The sequence below is a fragment of the Kribbella alba genome (assembly GCF_039529635.1).
GTDB lineage: Bacteria > Actinomycetota > Actinomycetes > Propionibacteriales > Kribbellaceae > Kribbella > Kribbella alba.
In genome coordinates, this window is sequence record NZ_BAAANE010000002.1 from 396599 (window position 1) to 417099 (window position 20501).

At 68.0% G+C, this 20501-nt stretch carries 21 protein-coding genes; 2 read left to right on the top strand and 19 right to left on the bottom strand.

Going from position 1 to position 20501, the window contains the following annotated elements:
- Nucleotides 1–75: 75 nt before the first annotated feature.
- From ABD210_RS03800 to ABD210_RS03855, 12 genes are all read right to left on the bottom strand, one after another.
- On the bottom strand, nucleotides 76–492 hold the full coding sequence (locus tag ABD210_RS03800; RefSeq protein ID WP_344108730.1) for a F0F1 ATP synthase subunit epsilon: 417 nt from the start codon (nucleotides 490–492) through the stop codon (nucleotides 76–78).
- A gap of 4 nt (nucleotides 493–496) precedes the next feature.
- Nucleotides 497–1954, bottom strand: a complete 1458-nt coding sequence (gene atpD, locus ABD210_RS03805; protein ID WP_344108732.1) for a F0F1 ATP synthase subunit beta — start codon at nucleotides 1952–1954, stop codon at nucleotides 497–499.
- Nucleotides 1955–1959: 5 nt separating this feature from the next.
- A complete protein-coding gene (locus ABD210_RS03810) occupies nucleotides 1960–2871 on the bottom strand; it encodes a F0F1 ATP synthase subunit gamma (protein ID WP_344108734.1) in 912 nt (303 codons plus the stop codon).
- Nucleotides 2872–2877: 6 nt separating this feature from the next.
- Nucleotides 2878–4515, bottom strand: a complete 1638-nt coding sequence (gene atpA, locus ABD210_RS03815; protein WP_344108736.1) for a F0F1 ATP synthase subunit alpha — start codon at nucleotides 4513–4515, stop codon at nucleotides 2878–2880.
- Between the two features lie 105 nt (nucleotides 4516–4620).
- Entirely contained in the window at nucleotides 4621–5418 is a 798-nt protein-coding gene (locus tag ABD210_RS03820; protein ID WP_344108738.1) for a F0F1 ATP synthase subunit delta, read from the bottom strand.
- Nucleotides 5418–5984, bottom strand: coding sequence for a F0F1 ATP synthase subunit B (locus ABD210_RS03825; protein ID WP_344108740.1), 567 nt, complete (start codon nucleotides 5982–5984; stop codon nucleotides 5418–5420). Before ABD210_RS03825 ends, ABD210_RS03820 begins: the two co-directional genes overlap by 1 nt.
- Before the next feature lie 31 nt (nucleotides 5985–6015).
- On the bottom strand, nucleotides 6016–6246 hold the full coding sequence (atpE, locus tag ABD210_RS03830) for an ATP synthase F0 subunit C (protein WP_344108742.1): 231 nt from the start codon (nucleotides 6244–6246) through the stop codon (nucleotides 6016–6018).
- A 75-nt stretch (nucleotides 6247–6321) separates the two neighbouring features.
- A complete protein-coding gene (atpB, locus tag ABD210_RS03835) occupies nucleotides 6322–7104 on the bottom strand; it encodes a F0F1 ATP synthase subunit A (protein WP_344108745.1) in 783 nt (260 codons plus the stop codon).
- Nucleotides 7105–7201: 97 nt separating this feature from the next.
- Entirely contained in the window at nucleotides 7202–7414 is a 213-nt protein-coding gene (locus ABD210_RS03840; protein ID WP_344108748.1) for a hypothetical protein, read from the bottom strand.
- Nucleotides 7415–7528: 114 nt separating this feature from the next.
- Nucleotides 7529–7990, bottom strand: a complete 462-nt coding sequence (locus tag ABD210_RS03845; RefSeq protein WP_344108750.1) for a Cg1360 family ATP-synthase-associated protein — start codon at nucleotides 7988–7990, stop codon at nucleotides 7529–7531.
- Nucleotides 7991–8255: 265 nt separating this feature from the next.
- On the bottom strand, nucleotides 8256–9377 hold the full coding sequence (locus tag ABD210_RS03850) for a glycosyltransferase family 4 protein (protein ID WP_344108752.1): 1122 nt from the start codon (nucleotides 9375–9377) through the stop codon (nucleotides 8256–8258).
- Entirely contained in the window at nucleotides 9377–10096 is a 720-nt protein-coding gene (locus tag ABD210_RS03855; protein WP_344108754.1) for an L-threonylcarbamoyladenylate synthase, read from the bottom strand. Before ABD210_RS03855 ends, ABD210_RS03850 begins: the two co-directional genes overlap by 1 nt.
- Before the next feature lie 95 nt (nucleotides 10097–10191).
- On the opposite strand from ABD210_RS03855, the gene ABD210_RS03860 reads away from it, so the two are divergent.
- Together ABD210_RS03860 and ABD210_RS03865 are read left to right on the top strand one after the other, a co-directional pair.
- A complete protein-coding gene (locus tag ABD210_RS03860; protein ID WP_344108756.1) occupies nucleotides 10192–11211 on the top strand; it encodes an adenosine deaminase in 1020 nt (339 codons plus the stop codon).
- 54 nt (nucleotides 11212–11265) lie between these two features.
- Entirely contained in the window at nucleotides 11266–12222 is a 957-nt protein-coding gene (locus tag ABD210_RS03865; protein WP_344108758.1) for a hypothetical protein, read from the top strand.
- Nucleotides 12223–12226: 4 nt separating this feature from the next.
- Here ABD210_RS03865 and prmC read toward each other — a convergent pair whose 3' ends face one another.
- From prmC to ABD210_RS03900, 7 genes are all read right to left on the bottom strand, one after another.
- Nucleotides 12227–13060 carry a peptide chain release factor N(5)-glutamine methyltransferase gene (prmC, locus tag ABD210_RS03870; protein WP_344108761.1) on the bottom strand — a complete coding sequence of 278 codons (834 nt, stop codon included), beginning with the start codon at nucleotides 13058–13060 and terminating at the stop codon, nucleotides 12227–12229.
- Nucleotides 13057–14133, bottom strand: a complete 1077-nt coding sequence (prfA, locus tag ABD210_RS03875) for a peptide chain release factor 1 (RefSeq protein ID WP_344108763.1) — start codon at nucleotides 14131–14133, stop codon at nucleotides 13057–13059. The genes prmC and prfA overlap by 4 nt, the downstream gene beginning before the upstream one ends.
- A gap of 89 nt (nucleotides 14134–14222) precedes the next feature.
- Nucleotides 14223–14429 (bottom strand): 50S ribosomal protein L31, encoded by a 207-nt coding sequence (rpmE, locus tag ABD210_RS03880; protein ID WP_344108766.1) that lies wholly within the window; start codon nucleotides 14427–14429, stop codon nucleotides 14223–14225.
- Between the two features lie 139 nt (nucleotides 14430–14568).
- A complete protein-coding gene (gene rho, locus ABD210_RS03885) occupies nucleotides 14569–16698 on the bottom strand; it encodes a transcription termination factor Rho (RefSeq protein WP_344108768.1) in 2130 nt (709 codons plus the stop codon).
- Between the two features lie 328 nt (nucleotides 16699–17026).
- Nucleotides 17027–17908: a homoserine kinase gene (gene thrB / locus ABD210_RS03890; protein WP_344108770.1), complete on the bottom strand. Its 882-nt coding sequence runs from the start codon at nucleotides 17906–17908 to the stop codon at nucleotides 17027–17029.
- A 1-nt stretch (nucleotide 17909) separates the two neighbouring features.
- Complete coding sequence (gene thrC, locus ABD210_RS03895) at nucleotides 17910–18995, bottom strand: threonine synthase (protein ID WP_344108772.1); 1086 nt, start codon at nucleotides 18993–18995, stop codon at nucleotides 17910–17912.
- Nucleotides 18996–19000: 5 nt separating this feature from the next.
- On the bottom strand, nucleotides 19001–20296 hold the full coding sequence (locus tag ABD210_RS03900; protein ID WP_425552618.1) for a homoserine dehydrogenase: 1296 nt from the start codon (nucleotides 20294–20296) through the stop codon (nucleotides 19001–19003).
- Nucleotides 20297–20501 lie beyond the last annotated feature (205 nt).

Below are 20501 nucleotides of genomic sequence, written 5' to 3' on the forward strand. Positions count from 1 at the left end.
CCTGATGCCGACGACTGAGCGGCACCTTCCCCGAACCGTACTGACTGTGACGATCTTCAATTATTACAGGTGGGTTCAGGTCGCCTTCTCGGCGGCCCTCACTCGTGCCTCGGCGACCCGGACGTGCTCCTCGTGCTCACCTTCGGCGTCGATCCCGGCGGCCTGGGCGCGCTCGAGATCGCGCTTGGCCTCCTCCAGGTCGATGTCGTGGCCCATCTCGGCGTTCTCGGCCAGGATCGAGACCCGGTCGTTCGCCACCGAGATGAAGCCTTCCGGCGCGGCCGCGACGAAGTACTCGTCGTCGGTGGTCCGCACCTGGACGGTGCCACCCTGCAGGAGGCCCAACAGCGGCGCGTGGCCGGGCAGGATGCCGACGTCGCCGTCGGTGGTGCGGGCGATCACGATCTTCGCCTGCCCCTGCCAGACCGTCCGCTCGGCCGCCACGAGGGCGACCTCGAGGTGCTTCGCGGATTCAGTATCTGAGATGGCCATCAGTTCACTGTTCTTTCTGCAGCTCAGCCCACTTGCGCTCGACATCCTCGAGGCTGCCGGTGTTGAAGAACGCCTGCTCGGCGATGTGGTCCGTCTCGCCCTCGGTGATCTTCTTGAAGGACTCGATGGTCTCCTTCAGCGGCACGGTAGAACCGGGGATGTTGGTGAACTTCTCCGCCATGTAGGTGTTCTGCGACAGGAACTGCTCGATCCGGCGCGCGCGGGCGACGACGATCTTGTCCTCCTCGGACAGCTCGTCGACACCGAGGATGGCGATGATGTCCTGCAGTTCCTTGTTCTTCTGCAGGATCTGCTTCACCCGGATGGCCACGTCGTAGTGCTCCTGGCCGATGTACTGCGGGTCGAGGATCCGCGACGTGGAGGCCAGCGGGTCGACGGCCGGGTACAGACCACGCGACGCGATGTCACGCGAGAGCTCGGTGGTCGCGTCCAGGTGGGCGAAGGTGGTCGCCGGCGCCGGGTCGGTGTAGTCGTCGGCGGGCACGTAGATCGCCTGCATCGAGGTGATCGAGTGACCCCGGGTCGACGTGATCCGCTCCTGCAGCACGCCCATCTCGTCGGCCAGGTTCGGCTGGTAACCGACCGCGGACGGCATCCGGCCGAGCAGCGTGGAGACCTCCGAACCGGCCTGGGTGAACCGGAAGATGTTGTCGATGAAGAGCAGCACGTCCTGCCCGGCGACGTCGCGGAAGTACTCCGCCATCGTCAACGCCGACAGGGCGACGCGAAGCCGGGTGCCCGGCGGCTCGTCCATCTGACCGAAGACCAGCGCGGTGTCCTTGAAGACGCCGGCCTCCTCCATCTCGTGGATCAGGTCGTTGCCCTCACGGGTGCGCTCACCGACCCCGGCGAACACCGAGGTGCCACCGAAGTTGTGGGCGATCCGGTAGATCATCTCCTGGATCATCACGGTCTTGCCGACGCCCGCACCGCCGAACAGGCCGATCTTGCCGCCCTGGACGTACGGGGTGAGCAGGTCCAGCACCTTGATGCCGGTCTCCAGCATCTGGGTCTTGGACTCGAGCTGGTCGAAGGCCGGAGCCTTGCGGTGGATCGGCCAGCGCTCGGTGATCTCGAACTCGGACTCGTCCTGGTTCAGGCACTTGCCGGTCACGGACCACACGCGGCCCTTGGTGACGTCGCCGACCGGGACGGAGATCGCCGCGCCCGTGTCGCGCACCTCGGTGCCGCGGACCAGTCCGTCGGTGGGCTTCATCGAGATCGCGCGGACGATGTTGTCACCGACGTGCAGCGCCACCTCGAGGGTGATCGTCTGGGTGGTGTCGCCCAGGGTGATGTCCACCTCGAGCGCGTTGTACATGTCGGGCATCGTGTCCGCAGCGAACTCGACGTCGACGACCGGGCCAATCACCCGGGCGACGCGACCAACGGAGCCCGTCGCTCCGCTGTTGTCGTTCTTCTCGGTAACCGTGGCAGTCATCTCTCTCACTCGCTCCCGGCGTTGGCATCGGCCAGCGCACCGGCGCCACCGACGATCTCGCTGATTTCTTGGGTAATTTGCGCCTGACGCGCCTGGTTGAACTCACGCGTCAGCGCCTCGATCAGGTCCTGCGCGTTGTCGGTCGCGGACTTCATCGCGCGCTGCCGGCTGGCCAGCTCGGAAGCCGCCGCCTGCAGCATGCAGTAATGGATCCGGCTGGCCACGTACTTCGGCAGCAGTCCGTCCAGCACCTCCTCGGCGGAGGGCTCGAACTCGTACAGCGGAAGTACGTCGTCCGGGTCCGGGGCTTCCTCGCCCTCGACGACCTCCAGCGGCAGCAACCGGATCACGTCCGGGCGCTGCGTCAGCATCGACACGAACCGGGTGAAGACGATGTGGATCTCGTCCACGCCGCCCTCCTCGGTCGGGGTCAGGAAGGCCTCGATCAGGGCGTCGGCGATCTCCTTGGCCCGCGCGAACGACGGGGCGTCGGAGTCACCGCTCCACGACTGCGCGATCTCACGCTGCCGGAAGGTGTAATAGGCGATCCCCTTGCGGCCGCTCAGGTACGGCACGACCTCCTTGTCGTCCTCGCGGAGCAGCTGGTTCAGCCGCTCGCCCTCGCGAATCACGGACGAGGAGTACGCACCGGCCTGGCCACGGTCCGAGGTGATCAGCAGCACCGCGGCGCGCTTCGGGTTCGGGTTGTCGGTGGTCAGCGGGTGGTCGACGTTCGAGAACGTCGCCACCGCCGACACGGCACGGGTGAGCTCACGCGCGTACGGACCGGCCGCCGCGGCGCGTTGCTGCGCCTTGACGATCCGGGACGCCGCGATGAGCTCCATCGCGCGGGTGAGCTTCTTGATCGTCGAGACCGAGGCCCGACGCTCGCGAAGCTCCCGCAGACTGGCTGGCATTGGTGATCAGCCCCGCTTCTGCCGGACGATCTGCTCCTGCTCGACGTCCTCTTCGTCCATCGCCGCAGTCTCTTCCTTGCCCGCCAGCAGCTGACCGTCGGAGGTCTGGAAGGTCGGCTTGAACTTCTCCAGCGCCTCCGTCACGGCGGCCGCCTCGTCGTCGCCGAACTGGCCGGACTCGCGGATCGCGGCCAGCACGTTGCTCTCGCGGCGCAGGTAGTCGAGGAACTCCCGCTCGAAGCGCAGTACGTCCGTCACCGGGACGTCGTCGAACTTACCCGTGGTACCGGCCCAGACCGAGACGATCTGCTCCTCGATCGGGTACGGCGAGTACTGCGGCTGGCGGAGCAGCTCCACCAGCCGCTGGCCGCGATCGAGCTGCCGGCGGGAGGTGGCGTCGAGGTCGGACGCGAACATCGCGAACGCCTCCATCGCGCGGAACTGGGCCAGGTCCAGCTTCAGCGAGCCGGAGACCTTCTTCATGCCCTTCACCTGCGCGGCACCACCGACGCGAGACACCGAGACCCCGACGTCGATGGCCGGCCGGATGTTGGCGTTGAACAGGTCCGACTGCAGGAAGATCTGCCCGTCGGTGATCGAGATGACGTTGGTCGGGATGAAGGCCGACACGTCGTTCGCCTTGGTCTCGATGATCGGCAGACCGGTCATCGAACCGCCGCCGAGCTCGTCGGACAGCTTCGCGCAGCGCTCGAGCAGACGGCTGTGCAGGTAGAAGACGTCACCCGGGTAGGCCTCACGGCCCGGCGGGCGGCGCAGCAGCAGCGACATCGAGCGGTACGCCTCGGCCTGCTTGGTCAGGTCGTCGAACACGATCAGGACGTGCTTGCCCTGGTACATCCAGTGCTGGCCGATGGCCGAACCGGTGTACGGCGCGACGTACTTGAAGCCTGCCGGGTCGGACGCCGGGGAGGCCACGATGGTGGTGTACTCCATCGCGCCGGCCTCTTCGAGCGCGCCGCGCACCGAGGCGATCGTCGAACCCTTCTGGCCGACCGCGACGTAGATGCAGCGGACCTGCTTGGTCGGGTCGCCGGAGTCCCAGTTGGCCTTCTGGTTGATGATCGTGTCGACCGCGATCGCCGTCTTGCCGGTCTTGCGGTCACCGATGATCAGCTGACGCTGGCCACGGCCGATCGGGATCATGCCGTCGATCGCCTTGATACCGGTCTGCAGTGGCTCGCGGACCTCCTGGCGGTCCATCACGCCGGCGGCCTGCAGCTCGAGTGCACGGGTGCCCTCGAGGTCGGTGATGTCGCCGAGACCGTCGATCGGCTTGCCCATCGGGTCGACCACGCGACCGAGGTAGCCGTCGCCGACGGCCACGGACAGAACCTGGCCGGTCCGGCGGACCTGCTGGCCCTCCTCGATGCCACTGAACTCACCGAGGACGACGACGCCGATGTCGCGGACGTCGAGGTTCAAGGCGATGCCCTGGGTGCCGTCCTCGAACTCGAGCAGCTCGTTCGTCATCGCCGAGGGCAGACCCTCGACGTGCGCGATGCCGTCACCTGCGTCGACAACGGTGCCGACCTCTTCGCGGGTCGCCGTCTCCGGTTCGTAGCTGGAGACGAAGCGATCCAGGGCATCCCGGATTTCCTCCGGCCTGATCGTGAGCTCCGCCATTATCTTCCGTCCCTGCTTCCTTGACCTAGCTGGCCTGGTGTGTTGGCTCTAGAGGCTTCGGTAACAACACTGGCCACTAGCACCGTAAAAGTTATGTCGTTGGGGTCAGCCCGCGATGCGCCGTTGCGCCTCTTCGAGCCGGGCCGCGATGGTTCCGTCGATCACTTCGTCACCGATGTCCACCCGGACACCGCCGACCACGTTCTCGTCGACGATCACGTTCAGCTGGATCTGTCGACCGTACTGCCGGCCGAGCGCCTCGGCGAGCCGGGAGCGCTCGCCCTCGGTCAGGTCGGTGGCCACCCGGACGGTCGCGATGCTGGCGTTGCGCCGGGCCGCCGCGGCGACCTGGTAGGCCCGCATCGTGGCCGCGAGGCTGCGTCCCCGGCCGTCGACGGCGCGCTCGGCCAGCCGCACGGTGACCGGATCCGCCTTGCCCTGCAGCAGACCGCGGATCAGCTCCTGCCGCAGGCTGACCGGGATGCCGCGGTCGGTCAGCTTGTCGGCCAGGGCCCGCTCGGCCGCGACCACCCGGTCGAGCCGGAACAGCTCGTCCTCGATCTCGTCCAGCTTGCCCTGGCTGTCGGCATAGGCCATCTCGGCCTCGACGCTCAGCTGGTCCAGCGTGTCACCGAGGTCACGGCTGCTCACCCAGCGACCACCGACGGCGACCCTCAGGACCTCGAGCGCCTGGGCGGAGATCTTGCCGCTGAACAGTTGCTCGACCAGTCCGACCCTGCTGTCCTTCGGTCGCGCCGGGTCGGTCAGGGCCCTCCGCAGCGCGCCGTTGCCGTCAAGCACCTTGGCGATCGAGAACAGCTCGTCGCCGAGCCCTTCGCTGACGGTGACACCCGCCAGGGCCTCCTGGGCCCGGGCGAGTGACTCCTTCGATGCGCCGCGCATCAGCCGTCCGTTCCGACTGCCTGACGGGCCGACTCCTGCGACTCCAGCTCCGCCAGGAAGCGCTCGACGGTGCGGCGCTGGCGCGCCTCCTCCTCGAGCGATTCACCGACGATCCGGCTTGCCAGCTGGGTGGCCATCGTGCCCACCTCGCGGCGCAGTGAGGCGACCGCCTGGGTGCGCTCGGCCTCGATCTGGGTCCGGGCGTGAGTCACGATGCGTTCGGCCTCGGCGTTGGCGTTCTCACGCATCTCGGCGATGATCTGCGCACCCTGCTCACGCGCGTCCTCACGGATCTTCGCAGCTTCCTGCCGGGCCTCGGCCAGCTGCGCGTTGTACTTCTCCAGCGCCGCCTTCGCCTCGGCCTGGGCCTGCTTGGCCTCGTTCATCCCGCCTTCGATCGCCTGGGTCCGATCGGCATAAGCCTTCTCGAACCTCGGTACGACGATCTTGGCGAAGGCGACGGCCAGCAGGATCAGGAAGACGAGGCCGAAGATGATCTCGGCGGTGTGCGGCAACAGCGGGTTGGGGCCTGCGGCCTCGCTGAGCGGTACCACGATCGTCAACATGTCTGAATCCTGTCAGTCGGGAGTTGTGCGATCAGACGCGGAAGACGAAGGCGAGCGCGATACCGATGATCGCCAGCACCTCGGTCACGCCGAAGCCGATCCACGCGATCGACTGCAGCTTGCTCTGCGCCTCGGGCTGACGCGCGGTGCCGTTGATGACCGCTGCGAAGATCAGGCCGACGCCGACACCCGGGCCGATCGCGGCAAGGCCGTAGCCCAGGACGGCGATGTTGCCGGTGAGAGCGAGAGCGATGTTGCTCATTTGCGGTGCTTCCTTTCGGTACGGATAGGGAGCTATCCGGGTTTGCGTTGCTACGGGTCTGTTGGGTGGTGCGGATCAGTGTTCGTCGGCGATGGCGCTGCCGATGTACTGCGCGGTCAGCACGACGAAGATGTAGGCCTGGATGACCTGGACGAACAGCTCCAGTCCGGCGATCGGGATGGCGATCAGATAGGTGATGACGCCGACGCCGGCCAGCCCGATGTTCCCGGTCTCGAACAGCATGTACTCGCCACCGAGAACGAAGACCAGCAACAGGATGTGACCGGCGAACATGTTCGCGAACAACCGCAGCGACAGCGAGACCGGCCGGACCAGGATGTTCGAGATGAACTCGATCGGGATCATCAGCGGCATCAACCAGACCGGCACGCCGGCCGGCATCGTCTGGAGCTTGAAGTAGCCGACGAGGCCGTGCTTGCGAATGCCGACACCGTTGTAGACGATCCAGCTCAGCGCGGCCGCGGCGTACGCCCAGCCGATGTGGCTGAAAGTCGGGAACTGGATGAACGGGATCGTCGCGGCGACGTTGTTCAGCAGGATGAAGAAGAACAGGCCGCACAGGAACGGCACGAACTTCATGTACTCCTGGCTGCCGATCGCGTCGCGGGCGATCGAGTTCCGGACGAAGTTGTAGCCGAGTTCACCGGCGAACTGCAGCTTGCTCGGCACGATCGCCGCCCTACGGGACGCCCCGTAGAAGAACCAGATGATGACGACCACCGACAGAGTGGCCACCAGCACGGGCTTGGTGAACCAGTCGACGCCCGGAATGATGGGCGGCAGGTTGAAGTCCTCAGGACCAGGCGGGGTGAAGCTGGTCGAAACGCCGGCAATCACCGGGTCTCCTCTCGCGTCGTGCTCAAGTCGTTCGCCATATGGCTAAGGGCAGGGCGGCTCAGGGCAAGGCGGTCAACAACGTCAGACCAGGCAGGGCTCAGGAACGCCCGTACCGGAAGTGCAACAGCAAGATGGTCAGGCCGGCACCGACGACGATGCCCACCGGAAGCAGAAACTGGGTGCCCAGCCAGCGGTCCAACCCGAAGCCGATACCGCCGTAAACGACGATCCCGCCGATCAGATAGGACAGGACCCGCCAGCCGTCGGCCGAGGTGTCGGGCGGCGGCTTCGGATCCTCTTGCTGGCTCATTGGCACCCGAACCGTAGCAGTCCGCGACACGCGGGGTCACATCGGTATCCGTGGGGTCCGCCACACCCTGGCTCCACGCTGGGAAACGGCTATCCCGGCCATCACGCACGGTGTTCATGCCGTTACCTCGTTGTCCAGATCGTAGATCGGCACCCGCAGATGCGACCAGGCCCAGATCTCGCCGGCCATCCAGCCCATCACGACCACCATCGCGCTGATTCCGAGCGCGGTCAGGTTGACGTTGCGATCGAGACTCTCCGAGCTCAGGGCGATGGCCAGCAGACCGCCGAAGATCGCGATCCGCCCGGTGTAGGAGGCCATCGCGACCGCGAGCTGCATGGTCGGCGTAGTACGACGGGCGAGGTGGACCGCGAGGAGGCCTACGCCGGAGAAGACGACCACCATCAGCAGGCCGAGCAACGCACCCCAAAGGCCTTTCAGCCCGGCGGCGACCGCTGAAACGGCGGCCGCGTTGACGCCGACGACCGTGGCGGCCACAAGCGCACCGCGCAGCATCGCCAATGCCGGGTGCCTAGTAGCCTGGCCGGCAGTACCGCTGTTTACCTCGGGAGCCATCTGGTGGTTCCGTCCTGCTGGCGACCGGGATTCTTGCCCTCGGTCGTCGGGTGGGCGGGGTCAGGGGTGAAGCTGTACTTCGCTGGTGCTTGTGAAAACTAGCACAAAGTCTGCACGGTCAGCAAAACGAGCCTCCCTGCCGCTTTACACGCACACCCTATCGGTAGGCCACACCGGCGACTGGTCTGGTCCCCCACAACCCCGTACCGCGGGGACCGCCCGCTCGCCGACGCCACCCTTCCACCTGCGGCCAAGGCACCTCGCGTCAGACCTTGGCGAGGGGCTTGGTGGGGCGGCGGTGGGGGAGGCCGGTGGTCAAGAGGATGGCGGTGACCGTGACGGCGAAGACCAGGAGGGCTGTCCACCAGTAGAGGACCAGGCCCAGGACGACCACTCCGAAGGCGATCAGCGCGGTCCACAGGTACATCAGGAGTACGGCGCGGCGGTGGGAGTGGCCGCGCTGCATCAGGCGGTGGTGCAGGTGGAGCTTGTCCGCCGCGAAGGGTGAACGGCCCGCCTTGGTACGCCGTATGTAGGCCATCGACAGGTCCAACGCAGGGATCGCGAGGACGGCGATCGGCAGGACCAGGGGAAGCAGCGCGGGGAGCAGGCTCGAGCCGCCGACCTCGTACGGGACGGCGTTCGGGTCCATCTGGCCGGTGAGGCTGATCGTGGAGGCAGCCAGCATCAAGCCGATCAGGAGCGCGCCGGAATCCCCCATGAACACCCTTGCGGGGAAGAAGTTGTGCGGCAGGAACCCCAGACAGGCACCGGCCAGAGCCACCGTGATCAGCGTGGAGGTGGTCGCGCGGTCGAGGTTCTGCTCGACGTTCAGCAGGTACGAGTAGGTGAAGAAGGCGGTCGCGCCGATCGCCGTGACACCGGCGGCCAGTCCGTCGAGGCCGTCGACGAAGTTCACCGCATTGGTCGAGACCAGCAGGATGCCCGCGGTGACCACCGCGAGCTGGGCGGGTGGCGGCGACAAGATGCCACCGGGCAGTGGCAACCAGTACAGCTGGATGCCCTGCACAACCAGCACGCCGACGGCGAGGACCTGCCCGGCGAGTTTGGTGATCGGGTCGAGTTCATAGAGGTCGTCGACCACACCGACCGCGCAGATGACCGCGCCGCCGATCAGGATGGCGCGGGCGTCGTGAGCGACCTGCAGGCTGTTGCCGAGGAACGGGAGGTTGGACGCGACCGCGAAGCCGGCGATCAGGCCGCCGAGGATGGAGATGCCACCGAAGTACGGGATCGGGACCTTGTGGACGTCGCGCGCGCGCACCTTCGCGACAGCGCCGTAGCGCAACGCGATCGTCCGGGCCACGCCGGTCAGCAGAAAGGTCGTGGCCATGGCCACGAACAGGACCAGCAAGTACTCGCGCACTAGTCCTCCGGCCTCACATCAGCCGCCTTCTCCTCCACCGGATCCCCTTCAACGGGGGGCTCAACGGGGTCGGGCTCGAGGTCCGTGGTGGCTTCGGGGACGATCTCGCGGATCTGCGCCATCGAGAGTGCGCCGATGCGGACCACGTGCGGGACCTCGCTGGTGAGGTCGACAATGGTGGACGGCTGGCCGCCCGTCACCTCGCCGCCGTCGAGGTAGACCGCGATCGAGTCCCGCAGCTGCGCCTCGGCGTCGTACACGTCGAGTGCGGCCGCCTGTCCGCTCAGGTTCGCGGAGCTGACGGCCAGTGGGCCTGTCCGGGAGAGCAGTTCGCGGGTGTTCTCGTGGTCCGGCACGCGCAGCGCCACGGTCCCCTGGGTGTCCCCCAGGTCCCACATCAGCGAGCTCTGCGCGTGGCAGATGACCGTCAACGGCCCGGGCCAGAACGCCTCGCACAGCTTGCGACCGGCGTCCGGGACGTCCGTGGCCAGTGCGTCCAGGGATTCGACGACGGAGATCAGCACGGGTGGCGGCATGTCGCGGCCGCGGCCCTTGGCGTCCAGCAGCCGCTGCACGGCGTCGGCCTTGAAGGCGTCCGCGGCGATCCCGTACACGGTGTCCGTCGGCAGGACGACCAGATCACCGGCCTCGATGGCATCGACGGCCGCACGGTAGGCCGGCACCAACTCGTCACCGGTGAAGTCAAAGCGCTCGCTCACGCAGTGAATCGTGCCACCCAGGCGGTGACGCACTCCAGCCGGGCTGCCCGCCAGGCCGTCTTCACGCCACGACAGTCCTGCGTAGGATCCCGGCCATGACTGTGTCGCGTGAGTTCCTTGCCGGGCTGCCGAAGGCCGAACTGCATGTCCACCACGTCGGATCGGCGTCGCCGCGGATCGTGGCCGAGCTCGCCGCGCGGCACCCGGAGTCGCCGGTGCCGGTGGACTCGGCCGCACTGGCGGAGTACTTCACCTTCACCGACTTCGCGAAGTTCATCGAGGTCTACCTGACCGTGGTGGACCTGATCACCACGCCCGACGACGTCCGGCTGCTGACCTACGAGGTCGCCCGCGAGATGGCCGCGCAGAACATCCGGTACTCCGAGCTGACCGTCACGCCGTACACCTCTGTGCAGCGGGGTATCGCGCCGGAGGCGTTCTGCGAGGCGATCGAGGATGCCCGGACGGCGGCCGAGAAGGAGCTCGGCGTGACGCTGCGGTGGATCTTCGACATCCCGGGCGAGGTGGGCATCCCCGGCGCGATCGAGACCGCCCGGATCGCCACCGAGATCCGCCCGGACGGCCTGGTGGGGTTCGGCCTCGGCGGTCCCGAGATCGGCGTCCCGCGGCCGCAGTTCGCCCCGTACTTCGATGCCGCCCGCGAGGCCGGCCTGCACAGCGTGCCGCACGCGGGTGAGACCACCGGACCCGAGACGATCTGGGACGCGATCCGGGTGCTGAAGGCGGAACGGATCGGCCACGGCACGTCGGCGATGCAGGACCCGGCGCTGGTCGACTACCTCGCCCAGCACCGGATCCCGCTAGAGGTCAGCCCGACGTCGAACCTCGCCACCCGCGCGGTCGCGTCGTACGAGGAGCACCCGCTGCCGGCGATGGTCGAGGCCGGACTGGTGGTCACCATCAACTCCGACGATCCGCCCATGTTCGGCACCGACCTCACCAGCGAGTACGTCGTGGCGGCCGAGCTGCTGGATCTCGACGAGGCCGGTGCGGCAGAGCTCGCCCGTACAGCCGTGCGGGTCTCCTTCGCCGAGGACACCGTCAAGGAGTCCCTCCTTGCCGAAATCGACGCCTACACAGCCGCCAAGGCATGACGCTGGGACACGCGCCGACGGGGATCTGTCGGCCCGGCATGGTTGTCTAGTCCGGTGGTTCAAGCGCGCACCCTTCCCGTCACTCTGGCGGCGCTGACTCTGCTGTTCGCCGCGCTCACCGGCTGCAGCGACGAAGAGGCCAGCGGGTCGCCCTCCCCCTCCAGCAAGACCACCGCCAGCAGCTCCGCGTCTTCAGCGACGCCGACGCCGGTCCAAGACGGGGACCTGCCTCGCGGCGGGCGGCAGATCTTCCCGAAGTACCAGCTCGTCGGGTACGTCGGCCTGCCCGGCTCCCCCGCCCTCGGGCCGCTGGACAAGGACCTCGAGGCCAAGGCGACCAGGCTGGAGGCGCTGGCCAGGGCCTACGCCAACGGACGGACTCCCCTTCCGGTGATGGAGCTCATCGTGGTGGTCGCGAACGGGCACGCCGGCAAGGACGGGATGTACCGCAGCCGCCTTTCCGACGACAAGATCCAGGACTATCTGACGGTGGCCCGCAAGCACCGGATGTTGCTGCTGCTCGACATCCAGCCCGGCCGCGCCCACATCCTCAACGAGGTGAAGCGGCAGGAACGCTGGCTGAGGGAACCCGATGTCGGGCTCGCGTTCGACCCCGAGTGGGCGGTCGGCCCGGGCCAGGTGCCCGGCAGGGTCTTCGGCCGGACGACCGGCGCCGAGCTCGACTCGATCGCGTCCTACCTGTCGGGTCTGGTGAAGCAGAACGATCTGCCCGAGAAGGTCTTCGTATTCCACCAGCTCTCGTTGCGGATCATCGGCAACGAGAAGGCGCTCAAGCAGCATCCCGGCGTCGCGATGGTGAAGTCCGTCGACGGGATCGGCGACCGGATCGACAAGGAATCCACCTGGCGCAAGCTCACGCCGGTCATGGCGCCAGGTGTCCACGCCGGCTTCAAGCTCTTCTACAAGGAGGACTCCCGGCATGGTGCGTTGATGACGCCACAGCAGGTGATGTCACTCGAGCCCCGGCCGGAGTTCGTGGTCTACGAGTGAGCGCTCAGACCCGGCGGCCGGTGGCGAACCGATGGCGGCCGGCCAGGTCGAGTTGGTCGCGGACCTCGGTGAACAAGCCCGTTGCGGCGAAGACCGCCGGTGCCGATTCACCTTGCACATCGGCGTGCTCGCACCCGAACCACCCACCAGGCTTCAGTAGCCGGCCCGCGGTGGCGGCGACCACCTTGATCTCGTCCAGCCCGTCGTCACCCGACCACAACGCCAGCGCCGGATCGTGATCCCGCACCTCGGCCGTGACGGATTCCCAGGCGGTCAACGGGATGTACGGCGGGTTGGCGATCACCGCGTCGACGAGTCCGTCGAGCTCCGGCAGGCAGCCGTCGATGTCGCCCTCGTGCAAGGTGGCCCCGGTACCGGCCAGGTTGCGCCGGGCCCAGACGCAGGCCTCCGGGGACAACTCGACCGCGTGAACCGTGCTGTCCGGCCGCTCGGTGGCCACGGCTCCCGCGATCGCGCCGGAACCACTGCACAGGTCGACCACCAGCGGCGATTCCACCGAGGCGATCCGGTCGAGGATCCAGCCGACGAGGACCTCGGTCTCCGGCCTCGGTACGAACACCCCGGGCCCTACGGCGAGCTCCCGATAGCGGAAGGCCGCAGTACCGGTGAGGTGCTGGAGGGGTTCACGCGCCGCCCGGCGAGCCACCAACCCGTCGTACTGGCCCTTCTGCTGGTCGGTGAGCTCGATCAGGCCGAGTTGCATTCGGCTGACTCCGGCCAGGTGGGCAAGGAGTTCGGCCGCGTCATAGTCGGGTGAAGCGACGCCTGCTTCCCGCAGTTTGCTGGTCGCCTCGGCGAGTAGGGCTCTCGTGCTCACTTGGAGTCGACGGCCTCGAGTCGCGCGGCGAGATCGGCTTCGGTGAGCGACTGGATCACCGGAGCGAGGTCGCCGCCGAGAACCTGGTCGAGGTTGTGCGCCTTGTAGCCGACCCGGTGGTCGGAGAACCGGTTCTCCGGGAAGTTGTAGGTGCGGACACGCTCGGAGCGGTCCACCGTCCTGATCTGCAGCCGCCGGGCGTCCGAGGCCTCCTGGTCGGCGGTCTCCTGAGCCGCGGCGAGCAGGCGGGACCGCAGTACGCGCATCGCCTGCTCGCGGTTCTGCAGCTGGGACTTCTCGTTCTGCATCGAGACCACGATTCCGGTCGGCAGGTGGGTGATCCGCACCGCCGAGTCGGTCGTGTTGACGCTCTGCCCACCCGGACCGGACGACCGGAACACGTCGATCCGCAGGTCGTTGGGGTCGATCTCGACGTCCACGTCCTCCGCCTCGGGCAATACCAGAACGCCGGCCGCCGACGTGTGGATCCGCCCCTGCGACTCGGTCACCGGAACCCGCTGGACCCGGTGCACGCCACCCTCGAACTTCAACTTCGCGTACGGCGCTTCGCCGGGCTCGGGGGTCCCCTTGGCCTTCACCGCGACGGTGATCGACTTGTAGCCGCCCAGATCCGACTCGGCCGAGTCGAGCACCTCGGTCTTCCAGTTCTGCGACTCGGCGTACTTCAGGTACATCTTCAGCAGGTCCCCGGCGAACAGCGCGGACTCGTCCCCGCCCTCGCCGGCCTTGATCTCCAGGATCGCGTCCTTGTCGTCGCTCGGATCGCGCGGCACCAGCAGGACCTGCAGCTTCTCGGCCAGCTCCTCGCGGCGGACCTCCAGCTTGGTCGCCTCCTCGGCGAACGAGGGGTCCTCATGGGCGAGCTCGCGGGCCGCCTCGATGTCGTCCGCGGTCTGCAACCACTCGTCATAGGTCCGGACCACCGGCGCGAGAGCGGCGTACCGCTTGCCGACCTTGCGGGCGTTGCCCTGGTCGGAGTGCAGCTCGGGGTCCGCCAGCTGCCGCTCCAGCTCGGCGTACTCCGCCTTGAGCGTCTGTACCGCTTCGAACATCCCGCACTCCTCTCTTCCTCGTGACCTGGACAACGCAACGGCGCCGGTCCCGAAACCCAGGGGGTTCGTGGACCGGCGCCGGAAAGTCGCTACTTCTTCGCGTACCGCTTCTCGAAGCGGGCCACGCGGCCACCGGTGTCGAGAATCTTCTGCTTGCCGGTGTAGAACGGGTGGCACTGCGAGCAGACGTCGGCGTGGATCACGCCGTTCTCCGCGGTCGAGTGCGTGTCGAACGTCGCGCCGCAGGTGCAGGTCACCTTGGTCGCCACGTAGTTCGGGTGGATGTCGCTCTTCATGGATCTCCTCGAGTCAAAGGCGGTCCGGGTCGCCCGCTGGTGCGGCCGTGAACCGGAACCAACAGACAAGTCTGCCATCTGATGGCCCGACCTGACGAATCGCCCCGGAATTCCGGGGCGATTCACCAGGCGGTGCGGCTTAGTTGCCGTCGTCGGTGTTGCGGCCGCCGGCGGACGGGGTGGTCTTGTTGACCTGGAGGAGGAACTCGATGTTCGACTTGCTCTCCTTGAGCTTGCCGATCAGGAGCTCCAGGGCCGCCTGGCCGTCGAGCGCGGACAGCACCCGGCGGAGCTTCCAGACGACGGTCGTCTCGTCCTTGCTCATCAGCAGTTCCTCGCGGCGGGTACCGGAGGCGACCACGTCGATGGCAGGAAAGATGCGCCGGTCGGCGAACTCGCGGCGGAGCCGGAGCTCCATGTTGCCGGTGCCCTTGAACTCCTCGAAGATGACCTCGTCCATCTTGGAGCCGGTCTCGATCAGCGCCGTCGCGAGGATGGTCAGCGAGCCGCCGTCCTCGATGTTGCGGGCCGCACCGAAGAACCGCTTCGGCGGGTACAGCGCGGACGAGTCGACACCACCGGACAGGATCCGGCCGCTGGCCGGGGCGGCGATGTTGTAGGCCCGCCCGAGCCGGGTGATCGAGTCGAGCAGCACGACCACGTCGTGGCCCAGCTCGACCAGGCGCTTGGCCCGCTCGATGGCCAGTTCCGCGACCGTGGTGTGGTCGTCGGCCGGCCGGTCGAAGGTCGAGGCGATGACCTCACCCTTGACCGTGCGCTGCATGTCGGTGACCTCTTCAGGCCGCTCGTCCACGAGCACGACCATCAGGTGTACTTCGGGGTTGTTCGTGGTGATCGCGTTCGCCAGCGCCTGCAGCACCATCGTCTTACCGGCCTTCGGCGGCGAGACGATCAGGCCACGCTGGCCCTTGCCGATCGGGCTGACGATGTCGACGATCCGGGTCGTGAGCACGCCCGGCTCGGTCTCCAGGCGGAGTCGCTCGGTCGCGTAGAGCGGGGTGAGCTTGTTGAAGTCCTGCCGCTGCTTGGCGACCTCCGGGTCCGACCCGTTCACGGTGTCGATCCGGACCAGCGGGTTGAACTTCTCCTTGCGCTCGCCGTCCTGCGGCTGCTTCACCGCACCGGTGATCGCGTCGCCCTTGCGCAGGCCGTAGCGCTTCACCATCGAGAGTGCGACGTACACGTCGTTCGGGCCGGGCAGGTAGCCGCTGGTCCGGACGAAGGCGTAGTTGTCGAGCACGTCGAGGATGCCCGCGGCCGGCACGAGGATGTCGTCCTCGTTGATGGTCGGCTCCGGCTCGAAGCGCTCGTTGCGACCACGGCTGCGACCACTGTCGCGCCCGGTGTCGCGGCCACCGGCGTCACGACCCCGGTCGCGATCGCGGCCCCGGCGGCGACGGCGACGTCCGTCGCCATCCTCGCCCCGGTCACTCTGGTTCTGCCGGCTGTCGGTGCGCTGGTTGTCGCCGCGGCCGTCGTTGCGCTGCTCGCCACGGTCGTTGCGCTGACCCTCGCGGTTCTGCTGACCGTCCCGGGCCTGCCCGTCACGGTTCTGCTGGTCGCGGTTCTGGCCCTCGCGGTTCTGGCTCTCGCGGTTCTGCTGGTCGCGGTTCTGGCCGTCGCGGTTCTGGCTCTCGCGGTTCTGGTCGGCGCGGTTGTCGTTGCGCTGGCCCTCGCGGTTGCCGCCGTCGCGGTTGGCGTTGTCCCGCCCACGATCGCGACGGTTCGCGTCGCGGTTGCCCGCGCGGTCCTCGGTGCTGCCACGGTTCTCGGTGTCGGCGCTCTTGTCCGGGGCCTGGACGGCCTCGGCCGGAGCGGCACCGTTCTGCGCGACTGTCGTCTCGACGACAGTGGCGCCGTTCTGGTCGGCCGTCCCGTTCTCGGCGGCCGCGGCACGGGCACGGCGACTGCCGCCCTCGCGCACCGGAGCCTCGGCGTCAGTGCTCTTCGAGCGCTGCACGACCACCGGCTCCACGACCGCTTCGTCCAGCGTCGGCTGGCTCGCCCGGGACCGCGAGGTCCCCGCTGAGCCGCCGCCCGTCTGGGCAGCCTTGATCGCCTCGATCAGCTGGCCCTTGCGCAGAGCGCCGGTGCCCTTGATGCCGAGCGTCCCGGCGAGCTGCTTGAGCTCGGGGAGCAGCATGCCCTCGAGGCCGCCTCCGGTCTTGCGACGGCGCGTGGTGGCGCCCGCTTCTGCCGGGGCCGACGTGGCGTCGGCTCCGGTGGAGGCTTCAACAATTTCTGTCACGTGAGGTCCTTCCCACACGGATGGACGATGTCCTCAGGTCATCGCCCGGAATCATCACCCACGACCGACGAAACGGTGACGTGGGCATAAGAGGCTCTCGCTGAATCCGGTTCCTCCCGGAGATATCCGGCGCAGGCGGCGCAAGTCCTTCACAGGGAGGTCGCCACATACACCTGGGTGTCGGGAGCAAAGCCCGGAAGCGGCGAGAGTTCGCCGATCACCTGGAGGGGATCGGGTGAGTCGAGACTAGCACCACTGAGGGTCAATCTGCTGACTCGAGGGGTACAACGCGCGTTCAGAATCGAACATTCCCCGCGGGCCCAGGTTTCTACCGGACCTCCTCCGACCAGACCTGTACTCCGACTGGATCGATCCCCAACTCGTACCGCGACCAGCCGTCGGGTGCCGCGGGCGGGCTCCCAGCTGGGTAGCCCAGCACCAGCACGGTCGGACCGGCGCCACTCACAATCGCCGGCAGACCGCTCCCTCGAAGCTTGTGAACCAGCGCCAGACTCTCCGGCATCGCGGACTCCCGGTACTCCTGATGCAGCCGGTCCTCCGTCGCCGTGAGCAGCAACTCTGGCCTGCTGGTCAAGGCCGCGACCAGCAGTGCCGCTTTCCCGGCGTTGGCCGCCGCATCCTCATGCGGTACTGCGCTGGGCAACAACCCGCGCGCCTCTTTCGTCAGCACGCGCGTGTCCGGTATATACGCCACCGCCGACAGTCCGGCCACGGGTTCCAGCCGGATCGCCCGGCCGGTGTCGCCTTCGGTCCACGCGATGGTGAATCCACCGAGAGCACTCGCTGCCACGTTGTCGGGGTGTCCCTCGATCTCGTGAGCGAGCGAAACCACCTTGTCGCGGTCGAGCGGCGTACCGGTGAGTCCATAGGCAGCAGCCAGACCGCCGACGATCGCGGCTGAGGAAGACCCGAGACCGCGGCCGTGCGGAATGCGGTTCTCGCAGCGCAAGGTGAACCCCGGTACTGCCGCTCCGAGCGACTCGAGCCCGGCCCGGATCGCCCGGACCACCAGGTGCGACTCGTCCAGAGCCACCTCGCCGGCGCCGGGGCCGACCACCTTGACCGTGACTCCCGAACCACCCGGAGTCACGGTCAACTCGTCGTACAGGGTCAGGGCCAGTCCGAAGGCGTCGAAGCCGGGGCCCAGGTTCGCGCTCGTCGCGGGGACCCTGACGCGGACCGGCCGCAACTCACACCAGCCCGGCTACGCGTGCCACAGCATCGGTATCGGCAGGTGTCACCGGAGTCTCTTGCGGCAGGGCATACGACAGCGCCGTATCGATGTCCTTCAGGCCGTGCCCTGTGACAGTGATCACCACCGTCAGACCGCCATCCAGCCGGCCGGCCGCCTTCGTGGCGAGCAACCCGGCGACGCCCGCGGCCGAGGCAGGTTCGACGAAGACGCCTTCACGAGCAGCCAGATCGCGTTGTGCGGTGAGGATCTGGTCGTCGGTGACGGCCTCGATCCGGCCGCCCGACTCGTCCCTCGCGGCCTCGGCCAGCGTCCACGACGCCGGGTTGCCGACGCGGATCGCGGTCGCGGCCGTATCGGGGTGCTCGACGATCGCGCCACGCACGATCGGCGCGGCGCCCTCGGCCTGGAATCCCCACATCTGCGGGGTTCTCGAGGCGAGCTTGTCCTTCGCGTACTCGCGATAGCCCTTCCAGTACGCCGCGATGTTGCCGGCGTTGCCGACCGGCAGGACGTGCAGATCCGGGGCGTCGCCGAGCGCGTCGCACACCTCGAACGCGGCCGTCTTCTGACCTTCCAGCCGGACCGGGTTCACCGAGTTCACCAGCGCGACCGGGTAGTTCTTGCCCAGCTCCCGCACGATCCGCAGGCAGTCGTCGAACCCGCCGTCGACCGAGACCAACTGGGCGCCGTGCACGATCGCCTGCGCGAGCTTGCCCTTGGCGATCCGGCCCGCCGGAATGAGGACCAATGGCAACAACCCGGCCCGTACTGCGTAGGCGGCCGCCGAGGCGGACGTGTTCCCCGTCGAGGCGCAGACGACGGCCTTGTCCCCCGCCTGAGCGGCGAGCGAGATCGCCACGGTCATGCCGCGGTCCTTGAACGAGCCGGTCGGGTTGTTGCCCTCGACCTTGAGCCAGACCTCGCAGTTGGTCTTCTCGCTGAGCCACTGAGCGGCCACCAGCGGCGTCCCGCCTTCGCCGAGCGTGACCACCGGAGTGTCCGCCGACACCGGCAGCCGGTCCCGGTATTCCTCGATCACGCCTCGCCATTGAAAAGGCTGTTGTGGCCTCTGCTGAACCATCGCGATCAATCCCCTTCGACCCGCATCACACTGCTGACTTCGCGGACGATGTCCATCTCGCGCAGGGCCTCCACGGTCGCGGACAGAGCAGCATCGGTGGCGGTGTGGGTGACCACCACGAGCTGAGCGTCACCGCCCCGGCCCTCCTGGCGGACGGTCTGGATCGACACGCCGTGCTCGGAGAACTCGTGGGCCACCGCCGCCAGCACACCGGCCTTGTCGGCCACGTCCAGCGATACGTGGTAGCGGGTCAGTGCGTCACCCATCGGCCGGACGGCCCGCTGGGTGTACGACGACTCGCCGACCCCCGGCACGCCCTTGAGCCGGTTGCGCGCGGCGGTCACGAGATCCCCGAGGACAGCGCTGGCCGTCGGGGCGCCGCCGGCACCACGACCATAGAACATCAGCTCGCCCGCTGCCTTGGACTCCACGAAAACAGCGTTGTAAGCGTCGCGGACCGAGGCCAGCGGGTGGCTCAGCGGAATCATCGCCGGGTAGACCCGGGCGCTGACCGAATCGGTCGCCTCGTCCAGCTCGCAGATCGCCAGCGACTTCACCACGCAGCCCATCTCGCGGGCCGAGGCGATGTCCGTCGCGGAGACCTCGGTGATGCCCTCGCGGTGCACGTCGGCGATGGAAACCCTGGTGTGGAAGGCCAAACTCGCCAGCAGCGCGGCCTTCGCGGCGGCGTCGAACCCCTCGATGTCGGCGGTCGGGTCAGCCTCGGCATACCCCAGGGCCTGGGCCTCCTCGAGCGCCTCGTCGAACCCGGCGCCGGTGGAGTCCATCTTGTCGAGGATGTAGTTGGTGGTGCCGTTGACGATGCCCATCACCCGGGTCACGTCGTCGCCGGCCAGCGACTCGCGCAACGGGCGCAGGATCGGGATCGCCCCGGCCACGGCTGCCTCGAAGTACAGGTCGCGCTCGTACTTCTCGGCGGCGGCGAACAGGGTCGGACCGTCCTCGGCGAGGAGCGCCTTGTTCGCGGTGATGACGGAGGCGCCGTTCTCCAGCGCGGTCAGGATCAGGCTGCGGGCGGGCTCGAGCCCCCCGATCACCTCGATCACGAGGTCAAGATCACCGCGGGCGACGAGCGCCTGGGCGTCCGTGGTGATCAGCGCGGGGTCGACGGCGATGTCACGCTCGCGGCCGGCCCGGCGGACGGCGATGCCGGCGATCTCCAGCGGCGCGCCCACCCGGGCGGCCAGGTCGTCGGCCCGCTCGGCGAGGATCCGGACCACCTCTGTACCGACGACGCCACAGCCGAGCAGGGCTACCTTCAAGGGTTTCCGCATCGTCATTCAGCCTCTGGGTCCAGGTTGATCACCGGCCAAGCCTACCGACCGCTGCCCGCAGGCTGGACATCGCTTCCACCCCGCAATACGCGAGGCGACCTTATCGGGACGGCGCTGGACCCCGGGCCTTGATGAAGGCGCGGGGTCCAGCCAGGTTCTACTTACTGTTGTTGTCCGTCCGGCCCGGGACCCTCCCGGACCGCACGGCTTC

Coding starts and splice junctions, on each gene's coding strand:
- atpD (WP_344108732.1), bottom strand. CDS start 1,954: ATGACTGCCACGGTTACCGAGAAGAACGACAACAGCGGAGCGACGGGC.
- atpE (WP_344108742.1), bottom strand. CDS start 6,246: ATGAGCAACATCGCTCTCGCTCTCACCGGCAACATCGCCGTCCTGGGC.
- ABD210_RS03820 (WP_344108738.1), bottom strand. CDS start 5,418: ATGCGCGGCGCATCGAAGGAGTCACTCGCCCGGGCCCAGGAGGCCCTG.
- ABD210_RS03810 (WP_344108734.1), bottom strand. CDS start 2,871: ATGCCAGCCAGTCTGCGGGAGCTTCGCGAGCGTCGGGCCTCGGTCTCG.
- prfA (WP_344108763.1), bottom strand. CDS start 14,133: ATGTTCGAAGCGGTACAGACGCTCAAGGCGGAGTACGCCGAGCTGGAG.
- ABD210_RS03825 (WP_344108740.1), bottom strand. CDS start 5,984: ATGTTGACGATCGTGGTACCGCTCAGCGAGGCCGCAGGCCCCAACCCG.
- atpA (WP_344108736.1), bottom strand. CDS start 4,515: ATGGCGGAGCTCACGATCAGGCCGGAGGAAATCCGGGATGCCCTGGAT.
- ABD210_RS03900 (WP_425552618.1), bottom strand. CDS start 20,296: ATGACGATGCGGAAACCCTTGAAGGTAGCCCTGCTCGGCTGTGGCGTC.
- thrC (WP_344108772.1), bottom strand. CDS start 18,995: ATGGTTCAGCAGAGGCCACAACAGCCTTTTCAATGGCGAGGCGTGATC.
- ABD210_RS03860 (WP_344108756.1), top strand. CDS start 10,192: ATGACTGTGTCGCGTGAGTTCCTTGCCGGGCTGCCGAAGGCCGAACTG.
- ABD210_RS03840 (WP_344108748.1), bottom strand. CDS start 7,414: ATGAGCCAGCAAGAGGATCCGAAGCCGCCGCCCGACACCTCGGCCGAC.
- ABD210_RS03800 (WP_344108730.1), bottom strand. CDS start 492: ATGGCCATCTCAGATACTGAATCCGCGAAGCACCTCGAGGTCGCCCTC.
- ABD210_RS03845 (WP_344108750.1), bottom strand. CDS start 7,990: ATGGCTCCCGAGGTAAACAGCGGTACTGCCGGCCAGGCTACTAGGCAC.
- rpmE (WP_344108766.1), bottom strand. CDS start 14,429: ATGAAGAGCGACATCCACCCGAACTACGTGGCGACCAAGGTGACCTGC.